Origin of the sequence: Paenibacillus cremeus, assembly GCF_007786445.1 — a bacterium.
Taxonomy (GTDB): domain Bacteria; phylum Bacillota; class Bacilli; order Paenibacillales; family NBRC-103111; genus Paenibacillus_G; species Paenibacillus_G cremeus.
Genome location: NZ_VNJI01000066.1, coordinates 13,566 through 37,337, shown reverse-complemented (window position 1 = coordinate 37,337; position 23,772 = coordinate 13,566). Strand labels below are relative to the sequence as shown.

General features: G+C 55.3%; 21 protein-coding genes. 15 read left to right on the top strand and 6 right to left on the bottom strand.

Features of this window, described 5'->3' with window-relative positions:
• The first annotated feature begins 148 nt into the window (after positions 1-148).
• Positions 149-1,771 (top strand): hypothetical protein, encoded by a 1,623-nt coding sequence (locus tag FPZ49_RS31765; RefSeq protein WP_261381724.1) that lies wholly within the window; start codon positions 149-151, stop codon positions 1,769-1,771.
• On the top strand, positions 1,707-2,093 hold the full coding sequence (locus FPZ49_RS37140) for a hypothetical protein (RefSeq protein WP_261381723.1): 387 nt from the start codon (positions 1,707-1,709) through the stop codon (positions 2,091-2,093). The genes FPZ49_RS31765 and FPZ49_RS37140 overlap by 65 nt, the downstream gene beginning before the upstream one ends.
• A 12-nt stretch (positions 2,094-2,105) precedes the next feature.
• On the opposite strand, the gene FPZ49_RS31760 is transcribed toward FPZ49_RS37140, so the two are convergent.
• A complete protein-coding gene (locus tag FPZ49_RS31760; RefSeq protein WP_144854357.1) occupies positions 2,106-3,020 on the bottom strand; it encodes a M15 family metallopeptidase in 915 nt (304 codons plus the stop codon).
• A gap of 213 nt (positions 3,021-3,233) precedes the next feature.
• On the opposite strand from FPZ49_RS31760, the gene FPZ49_RS31755 reads away from it, so the two are divergent.
• Together FPZ49_RS31755 and FPZ49_RS31750 are read left to right on the top strand one after the other, a co-directional pair.
• Positions 3,234-4,514, top strand: coding sequence for a M48 family metallopeptidase (locus FPZ49_RS31755; protein ID WP_144854356.1), 1,281 nt, complete (start codon positions 3,234-3,236; stop codon positions 4,512-4,514).
• Positions 4,483-5,229: a hypothetical protein gene (locus tag FPZ49_RS31750; RefSeq protein WP_144854355.1), complete on the top strand. Its 747-nt coding sequence runs from the start codon at positions 4,483-4,485 to the stop codon at positions 5,227-5,229. The genes FPZ49_RS31755 and FPZ49_RS31750 overlap by 32 nt, the downstream gene beginning before the upstream one ends.
• A gap of 32 nt (positions 5,230-5,261) precedes the next feature.
• On the opposite strand, the gene FPZ49_RS31745 is transcribed toward FPZ49_RS31750, so the two are convergent.
• The 3 genes from FPZ49_RS31745 to FPZ49_RS31735 all read right to left on the bottom strand — a co-directional run bounded on the left by FPZ49_RS31745 (position 5,262) and on the right by FPZ49_RS31735 (position 8,020).
• Positions 5,262-6,053 carry a sensor histidine kinase gene (locus tag FPZ49_RS31745; protein ID WP_144854354.1) on the bottom strand — a complete coding sequence of 264 codons (792 nt, stop codon included), beginning with the start codon at positions 6,051-6,053 and terminating at the stop codon, positions 5,262-5,264.
• A complete protein-coding gene (locus tag FPZ49_RS31740; RefSeq protein ID WP_144854353.1) occupies positions 5,986-6,609 on the bottom strand; it encodes an MEDS domain-containing protein in 624 nt (207 codons plus the stop codon). The genes FPZ49_RS31745 and FPZ49_RS31740 overlap by 68 nt, the downstream gene beginning before the upstream one ends.
• A 121-nt stretch (positions 6,610-6,730) precedes the next feature.
• Positions 6,731-8,020 carry a sensor domain-containing diguanylate cyclase gene (locus FPZ49_RS31735; RefSeq protein WP_186446219.1) on the bottom strand — a complete coding sequence of 430 codons (1,290 nt, stop codon included), beginning with the start codon at positions 8,018-8,020 and terminating at the stop codon, positions 6,731-6,733.
• Positions 8,021-8,226: 206 nt separating this feature from the next.
• Between FPZ49_RS31735 and FPZ49_RS31730 the strand changes: the two genes are divergently transcribed.
• From FPZ49_RS31730 to FPZ49_RS31720, 3 genes are read left to right on the top strand one after another with little or no spacing between them, the layout of a single operon-like run.
• Positions 8,227-9,864 (top strand): response regulator, encoded by a 1,638-nt coding sequence (locus FPZ49_RS31730; RefSeq protein WP_144854351.1) that lies wholly within the window; start codon positions 8,227-8,229, stop codon positions 9,862-9,864.
• A 7-nt stretch (positions 9,865-9,871) separates the two neighbouring features.
• Positions 9,872-11,629 carry a sensor histidine kinase gene (locus FPZ49_RS31725; protein WP_261381722.1) on the top strand — a complete coding sequence of 586 codons (1,758 nt, stop codon included), beginning with the start codon at positions 9,872-9,874 and terminating at the stop codon, positions 11,627-11,629.
• Positions 11,626-12,591 carry a substrate-binding domain-containing protein gene (locus FPZ49_RS31720; RefSeq protein ID WP_144854350.1) on the top strand — a complete coding sequence of 322 codons (966 nt, stop codon included), beginning with the start codon at positions 11,626-11,628 and terminating at the stop codon, positions 12,589-12,591. The genes FPZ49_RS31725 and FPZ49_RS31720 overlap by 4 nt, the downstream gene beginning before the upstream one ends.
• Positions 12,592-13,428: 837 nt before the next feature.
• Here the strand turns inward: FPZ49_RS31720 and FPZ49_RS31715 are convergent.
• A complete protein-coding gene (locus FPZ49_RS31715; RefSeq protein WP_144854349.1) occupies positions 13,429-14,094 on the bottom strand; it encodes a DNA-binding response regulator in 666 nt (221 codons plus the stop codon).
• A 280-nt stretch (positions 14,095-14,374) separates the two neighbouring features.
• Between FPZ49_RS31715 and FPZ49_RS31710 the strand changes: the two genes are divergently transcribed.
• From FPZ49_RS31710 to FPZ49_RS31695, 4 genes are all read left to right on the top strand, one after another.
• Complete coding sequence (locus FPZ49_RS31710; RefSeq protein WP_144854348.1) at positions 14,375-15,424, top strand: galactose ABC transporter substrate-binding protein; 1,050 nt, start codon at positions 14,375-14,377, stop codon at positions 15,422-15,424.
• Positions 15,425-15,530: 106 nt separating this feature from the next.
• Positions 15,531-17,048, top strand: coding sequence for a sugar ABC transporter ATP-binding protein (locus FPZ49_RS31705; RefSeq protein WP_144854347.1), 1,518 nt, complete (start codon positions 15,531-15,533; stop codon positions 17,046-17,048).
• A gap of 63 nt (positions 17,049-17,111) precedes the next feature.
• Positions 17,112-18,122 (top strand): galactose/methyl galactoside ABC transporter permease MglC, encoded by a 1,011-nt coding sequence (gene mglC, locus FPZ49_RS31700; protein ID WP_144854346.1) that lies wholly within the window; start codon positions 17,112-17,114, stop codon positions 18,120-18,122.
• Positions 18,123-18,245: 123 nt separating this feature from the next.
• Entirely contained in the window at positions 18,246-18,962 is a 717-nt protein-coding gene (locus FPZ49_RS31695) for a DNA alkylation repair protein (RefSeq protein ID WP_261381721.1), read from the top strand.
• Between the two features lie 10 nt (positions 18,963-18,972).
• On the opposite strand, the gene nfsA is transcribed toward FPZ49_RS31695, so the two are convergent.
• Positions 18,973-19,704: an oxygen-insensitive NADPH nitroreductase gene (gene nfsA, locus FPZ49_RS31690; RefSeq protein WP_144854345.1), complete on the bottom strand. Its 732-nt coding sequence runs from the start codon at positions 19,702-19,704 to the stop codon at positions 18,973-18,975.
• 49 nt (positions 19,705-19,753) lie between these two features.
• On the opposite strand from nfsA, the gene FPZ49_RS31685 reads away from it, so the two are divergent.
• From FPZ49_RS31685 to FPZ49_RS31670, 4 genes are all read left to right on the top strand, one after another.
• A complete protein-coding gene (locus FPZ49_RS31685) occupies positions 19,754-20,566 on the top strand; it encodes a nucleotidyltransferase domain-containing protein (protein ID WP_144854344.1) in 813 nt (270 codons plus the stop codon).
• Positions 20,567-20,630: 64 nt separating this feature from the next.
• Positions 20,631-21,125, top strand: a complete 495-nt coding sequence (gene queF, locus FPZ49_RS31680; protein ID WP_144854343.1) for a preQ(1) synthase — start codon at positions 20,631-20,633, stop codon at positions 21,123-21,125.
• Positions 21,126-21,636: 511 nt separating this feature from the next.
• Positions 21,637-22,320 carry a response regulator transcription factor gene (locus FPZ49_RS31675; protein WP_144854342.1) on the top strand — a complete coding sequence of 228 codons (684 nt, stop codon included), beginning with the start codon at positions 21,637-21,639 and terminating at the stop codon, positions 22,318-22,320.
• Positions 22,317-23,759, top strand: coding sequence for a sensor histidine kinase (locus FPZ49_RS31670; protein WP_144854341.1), 1,443 nt, complete (start codon positions 22,317-22,319; stop codon positions 23,757-23,759). The genes FPZ49_RS31675 and FPZ49_RS31670 overlap by 4 nt, the downstream gene beginning before the upstream one ends.
• Positions 23,760-23,772: the final 13 nt, after the last annotated feature.

Here is a 23,772-nt window from a genome sequence, read left to right as displayed (position 1 = left end):
AAATACGACTGAATGAATCTAATCGTATAGATTTCGGCTGTATTAGTCAAGTTACCTAAGACCGTTGCCATTCATCCCACCACTTTAGAAGTGGGGGAATTCTGACAACTGATGGTTAAAATTTTCTAACTGATATGGGGTGAGCGGGATGCCGGATTGGTCGTATCAAACCTTGTTTCGCCCTTTATTGTTTAAATTGAAGCCGGCGCTGGCCAGAGCCCTCACCTTGCAAGCCATGGGCAGACTCAGCCGGCTGCCGGGCGGTTTGTTTGTGATCCGGACTTTGAGTCATATGGAGTCCTTTCCTATCTTGGAAAGCCGGCTTGGAGACGTTCGGCTGCCGAGCCCCGTCGGCTTAAGCGGGACGCTCGATCCGCAGGGCACGGCGAACAAAGCGATGTCTCCGTTCGGCTTCGGATTTATCGAGGTCGGTCCGGTCACGGTGAGAGCCATTCAAGCCTCACCCGCCGGAATTCGGCGGGAAGACGCTGCGGAGGCGATCGTTTACCCTGAGCCTTATGCTGCGAATGCTGGATTGGATGCAGCGGTTCAGCGGCTGAGCCGCAAGCAGGGCCACTCGCTTCCGCTGTTTATCCGCCTCCGCCCGATGCCCGGCAGTACACCGGAGGACGCGTATGCGCAGCTGCGGCAGCTAGCGAGCGCGCTGGCGCCGTATGCTGCCGCATGGTACATCGACCTCCTCGACGAGGCGTGGCCGATCGAGGAGGTCCAGGACCTGCTGCAGCGCGTACGGCAGGCGCTCGGTCCCGCGAAGCCGGTGCTGCTCTGCGTCCCGCTAAGCCTCGCGGCGGAGCGGCTGCGCCCGTTGCTTTCGCAGGGGGCGGCGGCCTGGGACGGCTTCGTCAACAGCGAGGCCGAGTCTACGCCGGCAGGCGCGGTGGTGGGCCGCGAGGGCAAGGCGCGCGGTCTGGCGCAGACGCGGCTCATCCGCGAGCAGTGTGGCGGGGCGCCCGCGGTCGTGGCTGCCTGCGGCGTGCATGAGCCGCAGGATGCGCTGGAGCTGCTGCAGGCCGGCGCGACGTATGTGCAGCTGCACAGCGGGCTCGTATACGCGGGGCCCGGGCTGCCGAAGCGGATCAATGAAGCGATCATCGCGGAGCGGCTGCAGCTGCGCGGGGAGCTGCCGGAGGCGCCGTCGTCGTTTTGGTCCGGCTGGGGCTGGATGTGCCTGCTCGGCATCGGGATGCTGCTCGGCGGGCTGCTTGCTTGGATCATCGCCGCCACCAGTGTGGTGCTGCCTTACGATCTGCAGTTTCTAGGGCTCAGCCGGAGCGGGATTGGCGAGGCAAACACGCGCCTGTTGGGCTTTATGTCGCACGACCGGGTGACGCTGGCTGGGACGATGATCTCGATCGGCGTGCTGTATTATCAGCTCGCCCGTTATGGGCTAAGGTACGGCCAGCACTGGGCGAAGACGGCGCTAATGGTTTCCGGCCTGGTCGGCTTCAGCAGCTTTTTCCTGTACTTCGGCTACGGGTACTTTGATCCGCTTCATGCGCTGGTCGCTATGCTGCTGCTGCCGTTGTTTGTTCTTTCGATGCGCGGTCGCGCCGATCGGCCTCCGAAGGAGCGGCCGAGCCTTCCATGTTTGGCGGCGTGCCCAATGGGGGCAGCTGCTGCTCGTCGTGCTCGGCTTTGCGCTGACGGTGGGCGGGGTCGTCATCTCCTCGGTGGGGGTGACGCACGTGTTCGTGCCGCAGGATCTGGTTTATCTGTGCACTACACCCGAGCAGCTGAACGCAGTGAATGAACGGCTGCTGCCGCTGATCGCGCATGATCGCGCCGGGTTCGGCGGCGCCTTGTTCTCGGATGCGCTGGCGCTCTTGATCATGGCGTTATGGGGAATTAGTCCGGGAGCACGCTGGCTGTGGCTCACGTTTTTGTTCGGAGGACTGCCCGGGTTTGTGGCAGGGTTCAGCGTCCACCTTCACATCGGCTACACGGACTTCGTCCATCTGCTGCCGGCCTATGTTGCCTTTGCGCTGTACGTCGGGGGACTGGTGCTCTTGTATCCGTATATGATGCAACACAAACGGCTTGATGCCATGGAGACCATGAGATCAAGCCGCTGAAGGGACGAGCGGTTATTTGGTTGGCTTCGCTACCGGCACGGAGCTGCCCAAATACTCTTCGAGCGTGACGTTTTTCTTTGCGATGTCCTTGGCCATCTCGGTTCCGACGTAGCGCAAATGCCACGGCTCATACTGGTAGCCCGTGATGTCTTCCTTGCCTTTCGGGTAACGGATGATGAAGCCGTACTCCGGAGCGTGCTGCTCGAGCCACTTGGCTTCCTTCGTCTCGCCGAAGCAGTCCTCCGCTGCGCATTTGCCGTTCGAGCCGGAGACGTCGATCGCCAGCCCCGTTTGGTGCTCGCTTTGGCCCGGCTTGGCGCTGTATTTGTTCGCGGCCTCCTCGCCGTCCTGCTTCACGTAATTTTTGTACACCGTCGTTTGCGTCTCGTACGAGCGGTATGCGGACACGCCGACCAGCGGAAGCCCGTCGGCTTTGGCGCCGGCGAACAGCTTCTCCAGCGCTCCCGCCGCCTCTTTGCGCATTTTGCGCTTTTCGAGGTGCTCCTTGAACGTAAACGCCACGTTCGGCTCGACCAAATCGGACGGGTTGTAATGGTCCGGCAGCTTAAACTGCTTATTGACCAGCACGGCGCGATCCGTAGGGTTCGCCACGACCTGGATCGCGCCCGAGCCGGTGCTGCCGCTCACAGCGGAGGCGCCGCCAGCCGGCGCATTCGGCGGAGGCGAAGCCGCCGCGCTGCTGGCGCTGCCTCCGGCTGGCGTCGTGCTTGCGCCGCCGGCCGCAGGGCCCGGCGAGGTTGTCGCCGGCTTGCCCGCGTCCGGGCTGCTGCTTGGCTTGGCCGTCTCCGGCGAAGCCGCCGGCGGTTGGCTTGCCGTCTTGCCGTTGTCGCAGCCGGCTGCCAAAAGCAGTGCACCGCTAAGCAGCGCAGCGGCGGTGAAGGTGTACATTCGATGATACGGTCGCATGGGATCAGTCCTATCCTTTTGTTCTGTCTCGATCATAAGTTGCGGGCCAGTTGCGCTATAATATAAAGATGGAAATTTTCCAGTTCCAGTGAACGGCTTCCATCCGCTTCTATTGAATAGAGCGCTCGCTTGCCATTCTATTATACAGACGAAAGAGCGGCTTCGAAAGTTACCTGACAAGCTAAATCCATTCACGAGGGGGAACTCGCCGGCATGCGCATTACCGATTCCGACACACGCAGGCCCATTCGCATCTATCTCATGCTTTTCGCCGCATACGCCCTCTTCATCGCACTCTATGTGATCATCGTGCCTTCGAGCATCATTCCGCAGGCATACCGGGGCACGGCGGCCGATCCGGCGACGTTCCTGACCGCAGCGCAGCTGCAGCAGAGCGAGACGCTGGCGGCGGCGCGCAATGCGATTTTTTTCCTCAGCTATCCATGGGAGTGGGGGCTGTACGTCGTGCTCCTGTTCGGAGGCTTTGCGCGCCGCTGGCAGGAGCGGCTCGAGGCTGCCGGATGGCCGTCCATCCTTCGCTTGCCGGCGTTCCTTTTGCTGCTCCAAGTGGTCACCTTCCTCGTCTTCCTGCCGATGAAGCTCGCCAATTACATGCTGTCGCGGGGCTATGGCTTATCTACGCAAACGTTCCCCAGCTGGCTGCGGGACAAGGCGGTCAGCTTCGGAGTGAACTATCTGATGACGATGCTCGTGGCGGTAGTCGCCTTCTGGTTCATCGCGCGGGGAGGCCGCTGGTGGCTGAAGCTGTGGCTGCTGTCGCTGCCGTTCACGCTGTTCATGATTTACATCCAGCCGGTCGTCATCGATCCGCTTTACAATCAATTCACGCGCTTGTCCGACCCGCTGCTGGAGCAGCGCATCTTGAATTTGGCGGCCAAGGCAGACATTCCGGCGGACCGCGTGTACGAGGTGGACATGTCGCAAAAAACGAACGAGCTCAACGCCTACGTCACCGGCATCGGCTCCAGCTTGCGCATCGTGCTGTGGGATACGACGCTCAAGAGCTTGAAGGAAGACGAAATTTTGCTCATCATGGCGCATGAGATGGGGCATTACGTGATGCATCATCTGGAGTGGAGTGTGGTGGGCGGTGTCGTTTCGTCGTTCTTCCTGCTCTGGTTCGGAAGCTGGGCGTACAAATACGCCCTTCGGCGCTGGGGGCCGCAGTGGGGCATCGGGCGGCTGCACGATCCGGCGGGGCTGCCGGTCGTTCTGCTCCTTGTATCCTTGGTGACGTTCGTTTCGCTCCCGGTCTCGAACGCCGTGTCCCGCCAGGCGGAGCATGCGGCCGACATGTACGCGTTCCAGCTGATCGGCAACAACGAGGGGGCGGTCAGCATGTACCAGAAGCTGGCGGTCTTCTCGCTCAGTGACGTCAACCCACCTCGCCTGGTGAAGTGGTTCCGGTCCACGCATCCAAGCATAATGGAGAGGATCATCGATGCACAGTCGTATCGGCCAACCGGCAAATAACATCAGCGTTTATTTGCTTGCAGGGGTCGCGACCGCGCCGAATTTCATGGAGGAGTTTCGTGAGGTGTTGGGGGAGCGGTTAACGGAGGCGCAGTGGGAGGTCCGGCATACCGAGCTGCTGTTTCCGTATGGGGACTGGAGCCGGAGCTTAGTTCAACAGCTGCGTGAGATCGGACGCGATGTGTATCCTCTGATCTCCTGGCGAAAAAGCTTGCTGACTGCCATCGGCGGTAGGAACGCGCTAGCCGCGATCCAAGCCACCTATCCGATGGACGCGGAGGGCGGCACCCTGCTGCTCATCGGCCATAGCGGAGGGGGCAATGCCGCTGTCCATGCCGGGCATGCGCTGGTCCACGAAGGGCTCGTGACGCCGGAGCGGCTGCGCATCGTGCAGATCGGATCGCCCAAGTGCCGCGTGCCCGAAGCACTCCGCGCATCGACGCTGTACCTTGCGGCACACGGGGATCCCGTGACACTGCTCGGCGGCTGGGGCGGCTGGGAGCGCAGGAGCAACGGCCTGCTTCGTTGGAATCCCCGCAAGTACGCCCCCGGCGTCATCGCCCGCATCCCGATCGTCGGGAAGCATCCGGATTATTTTCGCCGATGGAGCCCCTATCTCGATGCCCAGGGCGTGCCGAACCTCGAGCGAACGATGGAGAAGCTTTGGGGCTGGCTGCACAGCGGCGAGCCTGACGAAAAGGGCCTCACAGATTAGCCATAGCTAAAATGTGAAGCCCTTTAATCTGCTCAACCGTTCGTGGCCTGAACGAATGCCTCAGGATGCCCTGCGTCATCGGTTGAAGCACACATTGGAATGTCCACGGTGACGGTCGTACCGCTGCCTAGCTCGCTTTCAAACTGAATCGTGCCGTGGAAACGGTCGACCAAATTTTTGACCACATAAAGGCCAATGCCTTGCCCGTTTTTATGTTCATTCAGCTTTCCATATTTTTGGAACAACGAATTTAACTGGTCGCTGGACATGCCGATCCCGTTATCTTGAACAACAAAACGAAGGAGATCCCCCGCAGCAAACGCCGAGAATGTGACCGAGCCTTGTTCACCGGCGTACTTAATCGCATTGCTTACGAGATTGGATAAAATGAGTCGGAGCCCCATCAGATTGCCCATCATCGCATGGCTTGTGGTAAGCTCTATATGAGTTACCAATTGGACATTTTCCACGTAGCTTTTAATATTCATTAATTCAATCACTTCTTGAACGGTTTCGTATGGATGTATCCATTCCATTTTTACGTATAAGTCCGTTGAAAGCATTTGCTCCGTCTGGATGATATGGGTCAGCTCTTGGTCGATCGCTTTCGTATATCGTCCTATCGCATCCAGCTTCTCTAGTCCAGCGGGACTCAGGTTCTTTTCGCTGTGCCGAAGAATATTGGCAAAGCCTCGGATCACCGTTAACGGATTGCGTACCTCATGAGAAACCACGTGAGCAAAATCTAGCTTCGATTTATAAAAGTCGATTTCCGACGATTTTGGATTGGGTGGAGAGGGAAGGGAAGATGTTCTCCTTATCATAGAGCGGGGACATAACCAATTCGTTGTCGGTCATGAAATATTGATGATTTTTTAGCAGCCTGATCAGTAGATCGGCGGGGGCTTTCATACTGTCATATGCGCAGACGGAAATCATTCGGTAGGCTTTTACAATGCAATCGCTGTCTTTTTCATGCTGCTCCAGCTTGGAAGTAATCTCGGGTTCCTCCCGCCAGCCGACGCGCGCCCAGGTTTGAACGGTACGGTTCGCTTCGGGTAACGATCTGTAAAGTTTACTAAACTCATCTGCGACTTTGTGCCCGTTAAAATCAGTCTGAATGCCATAAAAGGCGCCGTATTCTTCGAAGAAAACCCCTTGCAATTCTTCTTTCGAATACTTGCTCAAAAGCCGTTCTTGAACCACTTCATAAACCGCAGCTTCATCGATCACAACGACATAGTGACCTAGCTTTAATCCATCGGCAATATAAGCAAGCAAATTTTCGACATAGGACAATGGATTTGTATAAAAATAAAGAATATGGCCACCATTGACGATCGAAAAATCTCTTTTTAGATTCATATTCTGTATGCTCATGTTGCCTCCTAAATTTTGGATGGTCTGTTTCTGTCATTATAGAATATATCGAAGTTACTTGTCACTAAAGGAAAAAAGCCACCTGACAAAGCCCTGACAAAGTGGCTTTCTCGAACATCATCTACGCACCGGTAAACATATGGTACCCGTTCTTCCCCTGCGTTTTTATGTGATACATTGCGCTGTCCGCATGGTTCAGCAGCGTATCGGCGTCGGTGCCATGCTGCGGCGACTGGGCGATTCCGATGCTCGGCGATACGCGCAGCTCCAGCTCGCCGTGTGGTATCGGCTCGCACAGCTGCGCTACGAGCCTCTCCGCCAGCTCCAGCGCAGGCGCAGCACTGTCTAGTCCGGTCAGAAGCACGGTGAACTCATCCCCGCCCATGCGCGCCGACAAGTGCTGGCCTTTCGCGCAAGCGGCTTTCAGCCGGGACGCCACCTGCTGCAGCACCTGATCGCCGGCGGCGTGGCCGTGCGAATCGTTGATCTGCTTGAAGCCGTCGAGGTCAATGAGCAGCACGGCCAGCTTGGGTTGCTCGGCTGAGGCCTGCTGCAGTGCAGCGTCAAGCGCTTCATTGAACTGGCGGCGATTCGGCAGCTCGGTCAGCATATCGAAATAAGCCATGTAATGCGCCGCCGCTTCGGCTTCCTTTTGCTGGGTAATGTCCTTCACGATACAGTAGACGCCGGCGACCTCTTGATCGATTATGATCGGCAGCATGCTCACGTGAACCTGCACCCTGAAGCCATTCTTGTTCAGGATGGCCGTCTCCAAGTGCTGCGGCTTGCCCGAGTGCGTACGAAGACGCATCTCCACCGCCAGCTCCAGGTGTTCGATGTGGATGATCTCGAGGGCGCGCTGGCCGAGAAGTTCGTCGGGGGAGTAGCCGCAGATGCGTTCCACCGAGGGATTGGCTGTAGTGATTTTGCCTTCTAAGTCGGTTGAAAATACAGCATCCGGATTTTGCTCGAACAACGACTTGTACCGCTGCTCGCTGAGCTTCAGCTCCCGCTCGGCTTCTTTCCGTTTGGTAATGTCGCGGATAATGCAAGCATACGAGATCAGCTCGCCGCTCTTGGAGCGCAGCGGAACGATGGATTCGCTGACCGTCAGCACGGTACCGTTCTTGCGCTGCTTGCACGTTTCCCCAGCGGGTAAGGAACAATCATGTGTGATTAAGACTTGGATGAACGACTCCCAGAGGGGAGGAGGGATGATCCGAATCGGCTCACCGACGGCTTCTTCCCGGGTCCAGCCGAACATGCTGACAAAGGTATTACTGACATAACGCACCTGATGATCCAAATCGCAAACGACAAAAGCAATCGTAGAGTTACTCGTAAGCGCCTCGACCAAGGCCAAGGCGTAGGTTAAATCATCCACATCGCCGGTTTCGAAGAAACTAACCAAAGCATATTCCTCCTGCTGCAAGGATTCTTTTGTTCTTGCGTATAGGACTAATTACCTATTTTCTCCATTTAAACCTAGTATACACCATTTGTTTGATTTGCGGATGTAAATTTTACAATTCACAAATGAACCCGAGCTGCTGCATTTGAAAACTGAAAGCGGATATCGTATATACTGAAAGTGGAAAGGCTCGGAGGGGGTTCGTAATGTACAAGTTCATTTTAGCGGAAGACGAAGAAGATGTTCGGGAAAGTATTCTGCAGGAGATCGATTGGGCGGCGCTCGGCTATGAAGTCGTGGGGCAGGCGGAGAACGGGCAGGAGGCACTTGAGCTGATCGAACGGCAGCTGCCGGATGTGGTTGTGACGGATATTCAGATGCCTTTTATGGATGGCCTTCAGCTGTCCGAGATCATAAGAGACAAATATCCGACGATGAAAATCATTATCCTGACCGGCTTCGACGAGTTCGAATACGCGCAAAAAGCGGTCAAGCTGCATATTGACGAGTACGTGCTAAAGCCTTTTTCGTCACAGGAGCTGATCGATGTCCTGAACAAGGTGAAGTCGCAGCTGGATGCGGAGATTGCGGAGAAGGAAAACGTGCAGATTTTGCAGGAGCATTATCGAAAAAGCATCCCGGTCTTGCGGGAGGTGTTCCTTGCCTCTCTGCTGACGCGTAAGCTGTCCCGAACAGAAATTGATGAAAAAGCGGCCAATTATCAGCTGGATCTCTCCGGCAGCAGCTTTATCGTCTCCGTGCTGAGCAGCGATCCGGAGCATCCGGAGGACACCAGCGCCCGGACAGGCTCCTTGACTTACTCCAAGGATGCGGAGCTGACGCAATTCGCGGTGCTGAATATTGCCGAGGAAATTGTCGCCAAGCACCGGCTCGGCCTCGTTTACCTTCATGGCAATGAAGTGGTGGTGCTGACCCTCTCGACGGATCAGCAGCCGGAAGCCGTGATGAAATCGACGCTCGCCGTCCTGGAGGAAATACGCCAAAGCATTGAAAAATATTTAAAGCTCACTATCACCATCGGCGTAGGCACGACAGCCAGCCGGATTACGGATGTGATGTACTCGTATCAGGATGCGGTGCTCGCGCTCGACTACCGGCTGATTCTCGGGAGCAACCGGGTCATTTGCATCTACGATGTGGAGCGCCGGTTCGTAGAAAAGCTGCGCTTCGACGAGCTTAAGGAGCATGCCTTGATTCGCTGCCTCAAGGTGGGGACGGCCGCCGAATTGCAGGATATCGTGAAGGAGCTGTTCCAGGAGGTCGAGGGCGCGCAGGTGTCGTTTAAGGACTTCCAGATTTATTTGCTGGAAATTCTCACGGCGATCCTCAAGGCGGCCAAAGATGCCGACATCGATATGGAGGAGACGTTCGGCGAAAGCTTTCACCCGTTTTCCGAGATGTACCAGCTGACTGGGCTGCATGAAGCGCAGCAGTGGATCGCTCAGCTGTGCACCAAAATCATGACCAGCATCGCCAGCAACCGGCAATCGTCCTACAAGACGCTGGTGGAGCAGGCGAAGGATTTTACGAAGGAGCATTATCACGAGACGGATATTACGATCAACAAGGTGTGTAGTCAGCTGCATATCAGCGCCGGGTATTTTAGCAGCATTTTCAAAAAAGAGACCAAAATGACCTTCGTCGCCTACCTGATGCACATTCGGATGGAAGCGGCCAAGGAGCTGCTGCGCACCACGGACCTGAAAGCATTCGAAATTTCAGAGCAGGTGGGGTATGCGGACCCGAATTATTTTAGCTTCAGCTTCCGCAAGCATGTCGGTGTGTCGCCGAAGGAATACAGGAACGTTGCGCGGGAAGGATGACTTGGACGTGAAAACCAGCTACAAGGTGAAGAGCATCCAGTTTATCATCACCGTTTCGTTTACGCTCATTACGGTGCTGGTGATGCTGTTTGTCGGCGTCGTGCTGTACAACAAATTTTCACGTACCGCCGAGCAGAACGCGTATTTATACAACCAGCAGATCGTGGAGCAGGTGAGCTTCAGCCTGGAAAATTATTTGGACGACATGGCCCAGGTGTTCAGCATGGTCGACGACAAAATTCATCGGAGCGCCGGCATTCCGAACGCGAAGCTGACCGAGCAGCTGGAGATGATTCTCGACACCCGGGAGGATATCGTGTCCATGGGGCTGTTTACGGCGCAAGGGGAGCTGGTGACGGGGCTGCCGGACAAGGAGCTGCACAAGAATACGAAGCTGCTGGAGCAGGGCTGGTTTAAGTCTGCGGTGGAAAATCCGAACCATTTGACCTTCTCGCTGCCGCATATTCAGAACCTGTATAAGGGCGAGTACCGCTGGGTCGTATCGATGAGCAAGGGGGTGAAGATCCAGCGCGGGAACGAAACGGTAGACGGCGTGCTGCTGGTGGACGTGAACTTTAAGACGATTGACGACGTGAGCCGCCGGATCAGCTTGGGCCAAAAAGGCTACGCCTACATCATCGACGAATCGGGCGGGAACATCATTTACCATCCACAGCAGCAGCTGATTTATATTGGGCTGAAGTATGAGAATGTGGAGCAGGCACTCAAATACGCTTATGGCAGCTTTATCGACAATTCGACCGGGTCCAAGCGGCTAATCACCATCCAAACGGTCAAAAATGTCGGCTGGCGCATCGTCGGAGTCTCCTACATGGACGAGATTGTCGCGACGAAAAAAGAAATCAGCGACTTCATTATGTGGCTGCTGCTGTTTGTGATCATTTTTGTGCTGATGCTGTCCGCGTTCATGTCGTCGCGCATTTCGCTGCCGATCAAGCGGCTGGAGAAATCAATGCGGAAGGTGGAGCAGGGCGACTTCGACATTTCCATTCAGGTGCAGGGCGAAGATGAAGTGGGGCGGCTGTCGCGACGGTTTAATTTTATGGTCGTTCGCATTCGCGAGCTGATGGCCCAAATTATTCAGGAGCAGGAAACAAAGCGGAAAAATGAGCTCGACATCCTGCAGGCGCAAATTAACCCGCATTTTTTGTACAATACGCTCAATTCTGTGGTGCGGATGGCTGGTGTCGGCAAAAAGGAGGAAGTGATCACGATGATCACCTCGCTCTCCAAGTTTTTCCGCATCAGCTTGAGCAAGGGTAAGCATGTCATCACGGTGCAGGACGAGCTGGAGCATGTGCGGCATTATTTGATCATTCAGCAGATGCGCTTCAAGAATCAATTTGAGTTTACCATCGAGGCGGAGGAGGAAGCATTCTCCTGCCGGACCTTGAAGCTCATTTTACAGCCGATTGTGGAAAACTCGATCTATCACGGCATTGAACCGATAGCTGATGTGGGACACATTTATGTCCGCGCGGCCGTGGTTGGCGGGAAGCTGCGGCTGCAGGTCGAGGACAACGGGTTGGGTATGGCCCCGGAGGTGCCTGGCAAGATGCTGCGCGGCGAAGCGGTCATGAGCAGTCGGGAAGGCTCGGGCGTGGGGATGCGCAACGTGCTGGAGCGGATTCGACTATACTATGGCGAGCCATACGGGCTGGAGATTGAAAGCGAGCTGGAGGTCGGCACGACGGTAACCGTATGGCTGCCGGTCGTGCGGGAAGAGGAGGGGAGCGACGCATGAGATGGAGTAAGCAGCTGATGCTGACGGGGCTTGCCGCGCTCTTGCTGTTGTCTTCTTGCAGCTCGAAGGATGTGCTGGAGCCGAAGCAGAAGCGTATCGCCTTGATGATGAAGATGGGTGAGAACGAGTATTGGAAGACGCTGCGGATGGGAGCGGAAGCGGCGGCGAAGGAGTTTAACGTCAGCCTGACCGTAAGTGCGCCGGAGCGGGAGGATGACTATCAGGGGCAGCTGGCGCTGCTGGAGGACATCTTCCGCACGGGTACGGATGCGCTCGTGCTGGCGCCGAACGATTATGAGAAGCTGGCCGGAGCCGTGGATCGAGCGGTGTCGCTGCATGTGCCGGTCGTCACAGTGGACACGGAGGTCGACTCGGCGAAGGTCAAGAGCTTCGTCGGCATCAACAATGTGGAAGCCGGCCGGAAGGCGGCGCAGCGGCTTGTCGAGCTGACCGGACCGTCTGCGCAGCTCGCGGTCATGAGCGTCGAGATGGGCGCGAAGAACATCGAGGAGCGGGAGCAGGGGCTCCTCGCGGAGCTGGCGCGGTACCCGCAAATTCAGATCGTCTCCAAGCAGAATTGCGGCTCGGATTTTAAGGTGTGCGGCGAGCTGACCAGCCGGCTGCTGGCCCGCCAAGGCAGCGTCGGCGGCATCGTGGCCTTGAACGCCGTCACCTCCGTCGGCGTCGCGGGGGCGATCGAGCGGCTGGGGCTGGCCGGTCAGGTCAAGGTCGTGACCTTCGACAGCACGCAGGAGGAGCTGGAGTGGCTGCAGGAGGGCGTGATTCAGGCGACGGTCGTGCAGAATCCGTTCAGCATGGGCTACCTCGGCGTCAAAGCCGCGGTGGACCTCCTCGCCGGCCGCAAGGTGCCGGAACGCACCGAAACCGCCACCAAGGTGATCGACGCCGACAACATGTTCTGGGCGGACAACCAGAAGCTGCTGTTCCCGTTTGTGAAGTAACTCAGAGCCCTTGCTGCGGTTGGCAGCAGGGGCTCTTTTGTTAGACTTAGCGCAATCTTTGCGTACGGCGATCAGCCCACAGCCCACCATCCACCTAACCTGGCGCCCGCGACTTTCTCCAGCACCCTCCTACCCCTAGCGGAACTGTGTTCCGTTATCCCGCCCAAAAACCGCCGAAAACGCGACTTAGCGGAACAGAGTTCCGTTATTCTAGCCTTTTCGGCCCTCGCGCCCGGGTTTCGTCCCAAATAGCGGAACGTAGTTCCGCTACTCCCGCGGCCTCCCCCGCGATGCCCCACCATAGCGGAACACAGTTCCGCTAACGCTTCCATGTTACTTCCATGCGCATCCAACTCCCATTCACCAACTTATCATCCAGCCCAACATACAGCACCCCCCACCCCTAGCGGAACTACATTCCGCTATCCCGCCCAAAAACCGCCGAAAACGCGACTTAGCGGAACTGTGTTCCGTTATTCTAGCCTTTTCGACCCTCGCGCCCGGGTTTCACCCCAAATAGCGGAACTGTGTTCCGCTACTCCCGCGGCCTCCCCCGCGATGCCCCACCATAGCGGAACACAGTTCCGCTAACGCTTCCATGTTACTTCCATGCGCATCCAACTCTCATCCTCCACCGGTTCATCCAGCCCAACATACGGCGCCCCTCACCCACCCCTAGCGGAACTACATTCCGCTATCCCGCCGAAAAACCGCCGAAAACGCGACTTAGCGGAACTGTGTTCCGTTATTCTAGCCTTTTCGGCCCTCGCGCCCGGGTTTCGCCCCACATAGCGGAACATAGTTCCACTACTCCCGCGGCGGCCCCCGCCACGCCCACTAAAGAAAAAAACGCTGCCCCGCTGCGGTCAGCCGATAAGACCGCACCCGGGCCGTTCCGGCTGCTGGTGCCAAAATGCCTTGCTGCACTAAGCCTTTCAGCAGCGTTCGAGCGTACCGGTCGCTCACCCCCAAGCGCGCGCACACATCGGCGGGCGTGATCAGGGTTTGCTTGTGCACTGCAAGGCGAACGATCTCCTTCGCCTTGAACGTCAACTCAGCAGGCACGACTTCATCGCCGAACCATCGTCCCAGGAGCTGCTGCACCAGCTGCTGACAGCGCCGCGGCTTCTCGGCAATATCGTCGTAGGAGAAGCGGATGACAAACCAACCATCGATCACCAGATGATTTTGCCGCATCAGCTGATCGGCGAACTTCCAACGGCTAATGTCCTTGAGATGCGGCCCATACCCGTCAATCTCGATACACACCTTAAAGGGCGCACGCAAATACGCAAAGTCCAGATAACGCTGGCCATCCTTGAAATCGCTCACTTCAAACTCCGGATGCAAATAGTCGAAATGTCCGACCGCCGGCCACCACACCTCCTGCAAAAACCGCTTCTCCGCATGTCCCAGCCCCTCCGACAATCTCCGCGCCCGCTCCCCATACGCTACCCCCGTATGATGCTGCACAAAGTCTAAGTACGCTTGCTCATAACTCATCCCCATCCATCCCCCCACGATACGACTCTAAAGAAAACAAAAAGGCCGCCCGATCCCCCAACGGAGAACTGAGCGGCGTGTGCTTCACAACCACAGATTTGTTTCAATTTTCATCATATCCGCTATTGAAGAATCGCACAACCTTAAAAATCCTACTCAGAACTCATCAGAATATTGATAGAAAATGTGAGGATATTGAATTCGCATTTCCGCTCGTTTCGATGATAATGAAAAAGCGAACAACGAATACTTAAATACAAAAAAACGGAGGTCTTCCTAGATGAAGAAAAAAATGGTTTCCCTTGTAGTCGCTGCGGCGATGATGACAGCGGTTGGATGCTCCAGCACAGGCGGCACCAAAACAGATGCAGGCGGCGCAAAGACAGATACAAGCGCAAAGAAGCCGGTAGTCGGTGTAGCGATCTATAAATTTGACGATACGTTTATGACAGGCGTACGGAACGCGATCAGCCAAGCGGCCGAAGGCAAAGCGCAAGCGGATATCGTGGATTCCCAAAACTCCCAGCCGACTCAAAACGATAAAGTAGACTTGTTCATCACCAAGAAAGTAAATGCACTGGCGATCAACCCGGTAGACCGGACAGCCGCTAGCGTAATCGTAGATAAAGCCAAAGCAGCGAACATTCCAGTCGTCTTCTTCAACCGCGAGCCGCTCGCTGACGATATGAAAAAATGGGATAAAGTGTACTACGTAGGCGCAAAAGCCGAGCAATCCGGTACGATGGAAGGCCAGCTGATCGTCGACTACTTCAAAGCCCATCCGGAAGCGGATAAAAACAAAGACGGCGTGCTGCAATATGTCATGCTGAAAGGCGAGCCGGGTCACCAAGATGCCGAGCTTCGCACGAAGTTCTCGATCAAAGCGGTAGAGGACTCCGGCATGAAAGTAGAGAAGCTGGCTGAAGATACAGCGATGTGGGACCGCGTCAAGGGCCAAGAAAAAATGGCGGCATTCCTGGCATCCCATGGCGACAAAATTGAAGCCGTATTCGCAAATAACGATGACATGGCACTGGGTGCGATTGAAGCTCTGAAAGCCAAAGGCTACTTCAAAGACGGCAAATTCATGCCGGTAGTTGGCGTAGACGCTACAGCACCAGCACTTAAAGCACTGGAAGACGGCACATTGCTCGGTACGGTACTGAACGATGCGAAAAACCAAGGTAAAGCGACCTTCAACCTGGCCAACGTACTGGCTTCCGGCCAAACACCGAACAAAGATAACACAGGCTATGAAATCACCGACGGTAAATACGTTTGGGTACCTTACAAAAAAATCACTAAAGACAACATGAACGACGCGAAGTAATCCTTTCCGTCTTCCGTGATCCGAACACAAAACAGCTGGGGTGCAATGTACACTTACGTTGCCCCCCTTGCTATTTCAATGAACCAAATTGGCAGGGGGCGTGACTATGACGGCAAGTGCTTTTTTACTTGAGATGAATGGCATCTCCAAAGAATTTCCCGGGGTGAAGGCGCTCGATAACGTAACGTTGAAGGTGCGGCCGGGAACGGTGCATGCCCTGATGGGCGAGAATGGCGCGGGCAAATCAACACTGATGAAATGTCTTTTCGGAATTTACCGGCCAGACGCTGGCGAGATCGTACTGAACGGCACGAAAGTGGATATTGTCAATTCGAAGACCGCACTAGAGCTAGGCGTTTCGATGATTCACCAGGAGCTTCATCCGGTTCCGTTCCGCAATGTGATGGAGAATATTTGGCTGGGCCGCTTTCCGCTGAAAAATTACGGGTTATTCAAGCTTATTGATGAGAAAAAAATGGTCCAAGATACCAAAGCGCTGTTTGCGCAGCTGGACATGGACATTGATCCATATGCAAAAGTAGGCACCATGTCGGTCTCCAAAATTCAATCGCTCGAGATCGCGAAGGCGGTATCGTTCAACTCGAAAGTCATCGTCATGGACGAGCCGACGTCTTCCCTGACGGGCAACGAAGTGGAGCAGTTGTTTAAGATCATTAACGATCTGAAGCGCCGCGGCGTATCGATCATTTATATCTCGCACAAGATGGAGGAAATCCTTCGTATCTCCGACGATGTGACGATCATGCGTGATGGTAAGTACATCGGGACATGGCCGGCATCGGAAATGACGACTGACCTGATCATCACCAAGATGGTAGGCCGCGATTTGAGCCAGCGCTTTCCGGACCGCTATAACACTCCGGGCGACGTACTCATGAAGGTGGAGAACCTGACCTCTCCGTTCCCGAAATCGTTTCAAAACGTCAGCTTCGAGCTTCGCAAGGGCGAAGTGCTGGGGGTCGGTGGACTCGTTGGCGCACAGCGGACCGAGCTGATTGAAGCGCTATTCGGACTCCGTTCGATCAAGGGAGGCCAAATTTCGCTGCACGGCAAGCCCGTGAAGATTAAATCGCCGATTGACGCCAAAAAGCACAAAATGGCGCTGCTCACCGAAGAACGCCGGGTAACAGGGATCTTCCCAGTGCTGTCCGTGCATGAGAATGCCGTGATCGCGAACCTGGAACGGTATATGACCCCAGTAGGTCTGCTGAATGAAGCGAAGGGCAAGGCCGAGGTGGAAAAAAGCGTCGAGCAGTTGCGGGTAAAGACCCCTACGACGAAAACGCTGATCAAGAACCTGTCAGGCGGTAACCAGCAAAAGGTGCTGCTGGCGCGCTGGCTGCTCACGGAGCCGGATATTCTGCTGCTCGACGAGCCTACACGCGGCATCGACGTAGGAGCCAAGTTTGAAATTTATTCGATCATTGCCGACCTTGCGAAGCAGGGCAAAAGCATCATCATGATTTCCTCTGAAATGCCCGAGCTGCTTGGGATGTCAGACCGGATCATGGTCATGAGCGACGGCCGCTTGTCTGGCATCGTAGACGGAAACACGACGTCCGAGGAAGAAATTATGCGCCTCGCCACCAAACATCTCGCTTAATATTATTGACAACTGCTAACGAGACTCTTCGTTATCAGTTGCAATTGAGGAGGACAACATCCTATGAATACAAAAAAGCTAGGCAGCCTGTTTACGCAAAATGCGATTTATATTGTCCTTATCGTGCTTGTACTAGGTATCGCAGTATCCGATCCGCGCTTTTTATCGGTGGACATCCTGCGTGATATTTTGCTCCAAAACTCTACACGCGCGATCATCGCACTGGGAGCGGCGTTCGTACTGATCACAGGCGGGGTGGACTTGTCCGCAGGCCGCGTCGTTGGCTTAACGGCGGTCATTTCCGCTTCCATGCTGCAAATTACGGATTACCCGCGGCGCTTTTTCCCGGATATGCCGCACCTTCCGGTTTGGCTGCCGATTTTGTTCGGCGTGGTAGCCGGGATTGTCGTCGGTTTGATTAACGGCTGGATTGTTGCCAAGTTTAGTGTACCCCCATTTATCGCAACGCTAGGGACGATGGTTATCGTGTATGGCGCGAATTCGATTTATTTTGACATGAAGCCGAACGAATCGCAGCCGATTGCTGGCTTGCGCCAAGATTTCACCAACATCGGTACCGGATTTATCGGCCCTAACGGTCCTTATTCCATTCCTTATATCGTAATAATAGCCATAGTTGTCGCGTTGATCGTCTGGGTCGTTTTCAACAAAACCCGGCTCGGCAAAAATATGTACGCGATCGGCGGCAACAGTCAGGCGGCCACAGTATCGGGGATTAACGTCGGCCGCAACCTGATCTACATCTACGCGATTGCCGGCGCACTGTATGGTCTTGGCGGCGTGCTGGAAGCGGCGAGAACCGGCGGCGCAACGAACAACTACGGTAACATGTACGAGCTGGATGCGATTGCAGCCTGCGTAGTAGGCGGCGTGTCTACGGCAGGTGGGATCGGGACTGTGCCGGGCATTTTGGCGGGCGTGCTGATCTTCGGCGTCATCAACTACGGCTTGACCTTTATCGGCGTAAGCCCGTACTGGCAGCTGATCATCAAAGGCTTGATTATCGTAGCGGCGGTAGGCTTCGATATTCGCAAATATTTGGCTAAAAAGTAATCTTGTGCTTTTAACATGAGCTGTCCTGCGAGGGGCAGCTTTTTTCATTGGCTTCGACATAGGGAATCCGAGAGTCGTGAAGAATAGGAATAGAAAGGCTTTCAGTTGAAGGGGAGAACAAGATTGAGCCATCCACAAACAAAGCAACAAATAACCAGTCCCATCGCCGCCCAGCTGGAGGCATGGCTAAAAACGCATGCAAATCAGGACATTGCGGGTCCGATGGAAGCATACATGAGAAATTTGTTTCCCTTTTTGGGGATCAAAAATCCGGAACGAACGCTGCTGGAGCGGGAGTTTTGGCAATATCACGGAGTACCTGCAGGGGAGGAGCTTATCGCGTGCGTGGAAGCGCTGTGGGCGCTGCCGGAGCGGGAGTTTCAATATACGGCACTGAATCTGCTGGAGAAGCATGTGAAAAAAGCGGAGAAAGAGCACATCGACCTGCTGGAGAAGCTGATCGTTACAAACTCATGGTGGGATTCGGTGGACACCATTGCAGGCAAGATCGTGGGGAAGCATTTGATGCGTTTTCCTGACCTCATCCCTACCTATACCGAGAAATGGATTCGCTCCGACAACATGTGGCTGCAGCGGACGGCGATCCTATTTCAGCTCGGCTATAAGGAGCGCACGAATCAGGAGCTGCTGTTTGATTACATTCGGCGAACTGCGGACTCCAAGGAATTTTTTATTCGCAAAGCGATCGGATGGGCACTGCGTCAATATTCGAAGGTCAACGAAGAAGCGGTGCGGCAGTTTGTGGCGGAAACGCCGCAGCTTTCCGGCTTGAGCGTGAGGGAAGCGCTCAAAGTAGTCGATAAAAACAAAGAAGAGTAGGCTCCGCAGCCTACTCCAGTCGAAATCCCCGCGCATCCAGAAAGGAGCGCATATGGGCCCGCACGGGCTTGCGGTATTTATCGGCCATGCTCTGGGACCAGTTGGTCAGCGTCTTGCCTTGCGTGCGCACCTTGTAGTACTCGTGCACCGTTTCGTCGTACTGGCGGACGCCTTCACGACCGGCTTCCACTTGATACCCGTTCAGATGCACGAGCGCTTCCTTCGGCAGACGTGGGCGCTGTATCGGCGCTTGATCCGGTACGCCGATCGTCAGCCCGAATACCGGATACACCAGCTCGGGCAGCTGCAGCAGTTTGCTGATCTCCTGTGGCTGGTTACGGACGGCACCGATATAGCAGATGCCAAGGCCCATGGACTCTGCAGCGATGGCGGCATTTTGCGCAGCCAGTGCGGCATCCACGGTGGCCACGAGGAAGCTCTCCATATTTTGATGGAACACCTCGCCATGCTGCTCCGTCGCTTCTTTGATCCGGTACAGGTCTGCGCAGAAGATCAGAAAAAGCCCGGTTTGCTCCACGTAGGCTGTGCCGGTCAGCTCTGCGAGCTGCTTTCGGAGCTCGGGATCGGTTGCGGCGATAATGGTGTAGGCCTGTACGTTGCTGGAGGTGGATGCCGCCTGCGCGGAGGTGACGATGGCGTCAATTTGCTCGGGAGTGAGCGGAATATCTTTAAATTTGCGGATGGACCGGTGATTTTTCAACAGCTCAATGACGGGATTCATGGATAATAGTGCCTCCTGACGGACTAAAGATCGCGATAACATCAATGTAATGGAACCGGGGAAGAAGGTCAAATGTGTGAAAGAGACAATCTTAGAGGAGCTGCGGCGGATCGAGCAGGAAGAGCAGGTGCGTGTGCTGTATGCCTGTGAAGCGGGGAGCCGGGCATACGGATTGGCGTCGGAGGAGAGCGATTACGACGTGCGGTTTTTGTATGTCCATCCGGTGGAATGGTATTTGTCAATCTGGGACAAAAGGGATGTCATCGAGCGGCGAATCAGCGACACGCTGGATATTAGCGGCTGGGATTTGCGCAAAGCGCTGAGCTTGTTCCGCAAGTCAAACCCTCCTTTGCTGGAGTGGCTTCAGTCGCCAATCCCATATTACGAGGCCTATAGCGCAGCAGAACGCGTAAGGCAGCTTTCGCCGCTGACGTTCGCCCCTCAGTCGTGCACCTATCATTACTTGCATATGGCGGAGCGGAATTACCGTGATTTTTTGTCGACCGGAGAGCAGATCCGCACCAAAAAATATTTCTACGTCCTCCGTCCCATCTTCTCCTGTATGTGGATCGAGACGCGCAATGAAATGCCCCCGCTAGACTTTGACCGGCTGGTGGACGAGCTGGTACCGGCGCATAGTGAGCTGAGAGCAGCTATCAAGAGACTGGTAGAGCGAAAAAAAGCCGGCGACGAGTTTGATACCGAGCCAAGGGTGAACGTCCTCAATCAATTTTTGGAGGAGCAAATCGCCCATTTTAAACAATCGGCAGCCCAGCTGCCTTCCGCTCCGCCGGGTCAGGAGGCAAGGCTCGATGAGCTTTTCCGCGAGACACTGAGGGAGGTTTGGGGGCGACCGGTGTAAGGCTTACATTGCTCAAGGAAATGAGCTATAATAGAAGCTTAGCTTTTGGAAAGGAGCCACGAACATGGCAGGAAGAAATCAAGACGAGCTCGATCTGACGCTGCTCGGCAACGAGAAGACGAAGTATCCAATGAACTATGCGCCGGAGATGCTGGAATCGTTCGATAACAAGCACCCGTACCGCGACTATTTTGTCAAATTCAACTGTCCGGAATTCACCAGCTTGTGCCCGATTACCGGCCAGCCGGATTTCGCGACGATCTATATCAGCTACATCCCCGATCACAAGATGGTCGAGAGCAAATCGCTGAAGCTGTATTTGTTCAGCTTCCGCAACCATGGAGATTTCCATGAGGACTGCATGAACATTATTATGAACGATCTGATCAAGCTGATGGATCCGAAGTACATTGAGGTGTGGGGCAAATTTACCCCGCGCGGCGGCATCTCCATCGACCCGTACTGCAACTATGGCAAGCCGGGCACCAAATACGAGCAAATGGCCGAGCACCGGCTGCTCAATCACGACCTGTATCCGGAAAAGGTGGACAACAGGTAACCATGGCATTGGCCGGGAATTCCTTTCGAACGAGAGGGACCTCGGTCTTTTTTTAGCGAAAAAAGGGTTGAAATCCCGCCAAAACACGCGTAATTTGAAGCTCAGTGACGATAGATGGGGAAAACTATTAAAATACTAATAATTCAGAATATTTACAAAATTAAAATAATAGGTTAATATCTATTTAACGAGGTGAATCACTCTCGTCAATCTGAACAGAAAGGAGATAGTTCATCGAAGATGGGTAGTCAACCTTTTCATTATCCATAGCACTTGGACAAAGGAGCGTGAAAATTCTTTTTCTGCAATTGATGAATCCGAGCGTTAACGATGAACTGCAACCGAAGTGAAGAAGCTGATCACATAGAGATTCTGATTATTCCAATAATCAGGGTCTCTATTTATTTTGGCTTGTGGCGGAAGCTGAACGTTTGCTTAAATCCTTCGATTTGGGGCTGGCGGAAGGCTCATTTTCATCAAAATGTTGTACAATAGCCTTGAGGTGAAGCAAATGTATCAGGCCGATCAAATTAAAATTTTGCTTGTCGACGACGAGCCTACGATATTGCAGTTTTTGGAGATGGGGCTAAGGAGCGAAGGGTTTCAGGTGATGACGGCGGAGGAAGGGATTTCCGCGATCCAGACCGCACGGGAGTTTCATCCGCATGTGGTCATATTGGACGTGATGATGCCGGGGCTCGACGGGTTTGAGGTGTGTAAAATGCTGAAGCGGCTCGAGAACGTGGCGGTCATTATGCTAACGGCCAAGGAAGAGGTGGACGACCGGGTGAGGGGGCTGACGGTAGGCGCAGATGACTACATGATCAAGCCGTTCAGCTTCGAGGAGCTCTTAGCCCGGATTCATGCGCGGATTCGCAATCAATTCCCGCAGCTGATGAACGAGCTGACCATCGGGCCCTTCAGCATTGATGACAGCCGCAGGGAAATCCGATACGAGCAGCGGACGCTCTCCCTCTCGGCGACGGAATACGAATTGTTAAAGTATCTCGTTATCCATCACAACCGGGTGGTGAGTAAAGCTGTCATTTTGGAGAACGTGTGGGGGTATGATTTTGGCGGGCAGGAAAACATCGTGGAGGTGTACATCCGTGCATTGCGCGAGAAGCTGGACGATCGGGATCACCAGATTATCCGGACGATTCGCGGCTCCGGCTACCGGGTGGATTTATCATGATCCGTCGCCCGACCTCCTTGCGGTTCCAGCTGCTGTCGCGTTCGCTGCTCATCATTTCCGTGCTGCTGCTGCTCATCGGGATGTTTCAATACGTGATTATGGCGCAATTTTTATACAAAAACCGGGCGGAGACGATTCAAAGTCAGATGCGAGTGATTCCATTTCCATTCTGGTCGCAGGCTCCTGCCTTCTCAGCGGACAACGCCGACTATCGCAATCCGGTGTATTCGCTGCGTTCGGGCGGCTCTACGATTGCTTTTATGGATATGGAGAAGCATTTTAAGGTGATTTTTCAGGAAACCGGAACGGATGGCGAGCTGGTCGCGGTACCCAAGCTGTCCGATGCTGCTTATGACGAGGCCTCCCTTGCGGGTCGTGCTTTGAGCTATCAGATCGTGAAGGATGAGCTCGGTACGAAGCAGCTGGTCGTTTTGTACCCGGTCAGCTCGCGGGAGAAGGTGCAGGGGGTTGCGCAGGTCAGCCTGAAGCTGGACGTCCTGCAAAGCATTCTGGTGAAGCAGCTGCTCACGTATGGGCTATTGTCCTTGCTTGCGCTGGTGGCGGGTCTGTTGACGTTTTTGCCGATTTTACGGCGGACGCTCATCCCCTTATCCCGCATGGTGGACACCGTGGAGAAAATCAACGCGGGCAATCTGAACGAGCGGCTGCCGATCCGTCACGAGCAGCTGGAGATCGACCGATTGTCCATTGCGTTCGATGCCATGCTGGAGCGGCTGGAGTCCTCCTTCGCGGCGGAGCAGCAGGCCAAAGAGCAAATGCGCCGCTTTATCGCGGACGCTTCTCACGAGCTTCGCACGCCGCTCACATCCATTCATGGCTTCCTGGAGGTGCTGCTGCGCGGAGCGGCATCGCAGCCGGATCAGCTGCAGAAGGCGCTGAACAGCATGTACGGGGAATCGAAGCGGCTGAAAAGCCTCGCGGAGGACCTCTTGATGCTGGCGCGGCTGGAACAGACCCCGACGCTGCAGACGGCGGACGGCCGCTTGAGCGAGGTCATCCGCGAGATGGAGCCGCAGCTTCGACTGGTGGCCGGTGACCGGCAGGTGCGGGTGCAGGTGATCTCCGAGCGCAGCGGGGTGTTCGACCGCAATAAGATGAAGCAGGTGATTCTCAACCTGTTTCAAAACGCGGTGCAGCATACCGACCCCAAGGAGGGGAGCATCGAGCTGACGCTGGAGCTTCAGGCAGGCGAGCTGGTCTTGGCCGTGCAGGATAACGGAACAGGCTTCGTCGAGGAGCACGCCCAGCAGCTGTTCGACCGCTTTTACCGCGTCGATACGGCGAGAAGCCGCAAGCACGGTGGCGCCGGGCTGGGCCTGGCGATCACCAAATCGATCGTCGAGCTCCACGGCGGCTCGATCAGCTGCACGAGCAAGCCCGGCGAAGGCGCACGCTTTGTCGTGCGGATGCCGGCCTAAAACAACATAAGGG